The following is a 2,523-nucleotide window of genomic DNA, read 5'->3' on the forward strand; positions in this document are numbered from 1 at the left end:
GTCCAGACCCCGCGGTTATAATTACTCAGTTATTCGCGCGCGCGAGGCCCTCTAACTATCGCGTGACGCGAGGAACATGTGGGTTTCGGATTCCGTGCCCCACACAGAAAACGAAACACACGCCTCTAGTTACAAGGAGAGCCATTTTGGCAACCAAGATTCGTCTGAAGCGCCTCGGCAAGAAGTTCTACGCCTTCTACCGCGTGGTGATCATGGATTCCCGTACCAAGCGCGATGGCCGCGCCATCGAAGAGATCGGTACCTACAACCCGAACACCCAGCCTTCGACCATCAACATCAACTCTGAGCGCGCCCAGTACTGGCTCGGCGTCGGCGCACAGCCGACCGAGCAGGTTCTGAAGCTGCTGAAGATCACTGGCGACTGGCAGAAGTTCAAGGGTCTCGACGGTGCTGAAGGCACCCTGAAGACCGTTGAGGCCGGCCCGGACGCCGCCGCTCGCGTGGCCGCCGTCGAGGCTCAGGCCCAGAAGCTGAAGGCCGCCAAGTCCGAAGCCGACGCCAAGGCCAAGGCTGAGGCCGAAGCCGCCGCTGAAGCTCCGGCCGAAGAGCCGGCTGCGGAAGCCGAGTGATCATGCTCGCCCAGGCTGTGGAACATCTGATCAAGAACATCGTCGATTTTCCCGATGATGTTTCAGTGAAGTCCCATGAGAACGCGCGCGGTGAACTCATTCGCGTGCGCGTGAACCCGGAAGACATCGGTCGCGTCATCGGACGCAGCGGCCGTACGGCCAATGCGATTCGTGCCGTGGTGCAGGCTCTGGCCGACCACAAGGTGCGTGTCGACATCATGGACGTGCGCAGGTGAGATCCCAGCGTGGTGCGTGATATGCATTCCGAAGACCCTCAACAGCCCGAGCTGCTGAGGGTCTGTCGTATCGGGCGTGCGCAGGGGCTCAAGGGCGAAGTCACCGTGCAGATCTTTACGGACGAGCCGGAATACCGGTTCGCTCCCGGTGCTGTGTTGTACACGAAGGACGGCGGGGAAGAGTACGTGGTGGAACGTGCCCGTACCTTCAAGAACCGCTGGATCATCAAATTCGAGGGCATCGACAACCGAGACCAGTCCGAGGCCGCCAATGGCGTGGTGCTGTATGGCGAGGCCGACGATCCGGAAGAGATGCTTGAGGCGGATGAATGGTACCCGAAGGACCTCATCGGTCTTGAGGCGCGCCTCGCAGAGAACAACACGTTGGGGCTTGAAGCCGGCCGCGTGGTCGGCAAGGTAGTGGATGTGATCGAAGTGGCCCAATGGCTGCTGAAGATTCGTCTGGCAAACCCCGTCAAGGACGCCGATGGCGTGGTGGTCGAGAACAGCGCGCTCGTTCCATTTGTGGATGAATTGGTGCCTGAGATCGATCTTGACGAAGGCTACCTCACTCTGGACCCGCCAGGAGGTCTGATTCCTGGACTGTGACGCATCGCGTCCCAGATGTTTTGGCGTCGGCATTTGCCGGCGCCTTTTCATTGCGCTCATAATGCGGGGCCGTTCCCGGCGGCCGTCATCGGCACCGGACCGTCCGGGTGCCTTGAAACGAATCCCTTGGCAGACATGCCGGTATTCTGGAACATTATGAAGATCGATATCGTGTCCGTGTTCCCGGAATATTTCGAAGTGCTGAACCTCAGCCTGCTCGGCAAGGCGCAGGCCAAGGGCTTGGTGGAAGTCACCGCGCACAATCTGCGCGACTGGACGCACGATGTGCATCATTCCGTCGACGACACCCCTGTGGGCGGCGGCGCGGGCATGGTGATGAAGCCCGAGGTATGGAGTGAATGTCTTGACGAGCTGCTGCATCTCGAACCCGCAACCATCACACATGATTGCGCCGATGCACACAACGCTGATGATGGTGGCGATGCCGTGGACTCCGCGGCGGAAACCGCCGCACCTGTTGCCGTCACGGAAGCGACTGTCGAAGGCAGTTCCGAGGGAGGCATCACCGCAACCGCCGTGGCTGGTGCACACACCACCGGCGAGGAAAAGGACCCCGAGAGCATCACGGCAGGAACCGCCGCACCGAAGCGGACACGTCCAGTGCTGATTTTCCCCAACCCTTCCGCACCGCTGTTCACACAGCAGGACGCGACCGAGCTCAGCCACGCCGACCATCTGCTTTTCGGTTGCGGCCGGTATGAGGGGTATGACGCCCGAATTCCGCAGTACTACCGCGCCCAGGGCATCGACGTGCGCGAGTATTCCATCGGCGATTACGTGTTGAACGGCGGCGAGGTCGCGGTGTCCGTCATGTTGGAGGCGATCACCCGTCTGCTGCCCGGGTTCATGGGCAATGCCGAATCGATTGTGGAGGAGTCCTATACCGGCGAGAACGCCCTGCTGGAGCACCGCCAATACACCAAGCCCGCTGAATGGCGCGGCATCAAGGTTCCGGACGTGCTGCTGTCCGGCAACCATGCCAAGGTGGACCGTTTTAGACGCGACGAGGCGTTGTCCAAGACCAACGAGCTTCGTCCGGACCTTATCGAGGCGTTGGACTGCTCCAA

The 2,523-nt window shown here is 60.9% G+C and carries 4 protein-coding genes; all 4 read left to right on the forward strand.

Translation table 11 applies throughout. From position 1 onward, the window contains the following. The first annotated feature begins 146 nt into the window (after positions 1–146). A complete protein-coding gene (gene rpsP, locus B3C64_RS07725) occupies positions 147–590 on the forward strand; it encodes a 30S ribosomal protein S16 (RefSeq protein ID WP_291534895.1) in 444 nt (147 codons plus the stop codon). A 2-nt stretch (positions 591–592) separates the two neighbouring features. Further along, positions 593–826 carry an RNA-binding protein gene (locus tag B3C64_RS07730; RefSeq protein WP_291534896.1) on the forward strand — a complete coding sequence of 78 codons (234 nt, stop codon included), beginning with the start codon at positions 593–595 and terminating at the stop codon, positions 824–826. 21 nt (positions 827–847) lie between these two features. Continuing rightward, on the forward strand, positions 848–1,435 hold the full coding sequence (rimM, locus tag B3C64_RS07735; RefSeq protein WP_291534897.1) for a ribosome maturation factor RimM: 588 nt from the start codon (positions 848–850) through the stop codon (positions 1,433–1,435). A 156-nt stretch (positions 1,436–1,591) separates the two neighbouring features. Continuing rightward, positions 1,592–2,523, forward strand: a 932-nt coding sequence (locus B3C64_RS07740; protein WP_291534898.1) for a tRNA (guanine(37)-N(1))-methyltransferase, incomplete at its 3' end; no start/stop codon positions are given.

Origin of the sequence: Bifidobacterium sp. UBA6881 (assembly GCA_002451435.1) — a bacterium.
In the GTDB taxonomy this organism is placed as follows: Bacteria; Actinomycetota; Actinomycetes; order Actinomycetales; family Bifidobacteriaceae; genus Bifidobacterium.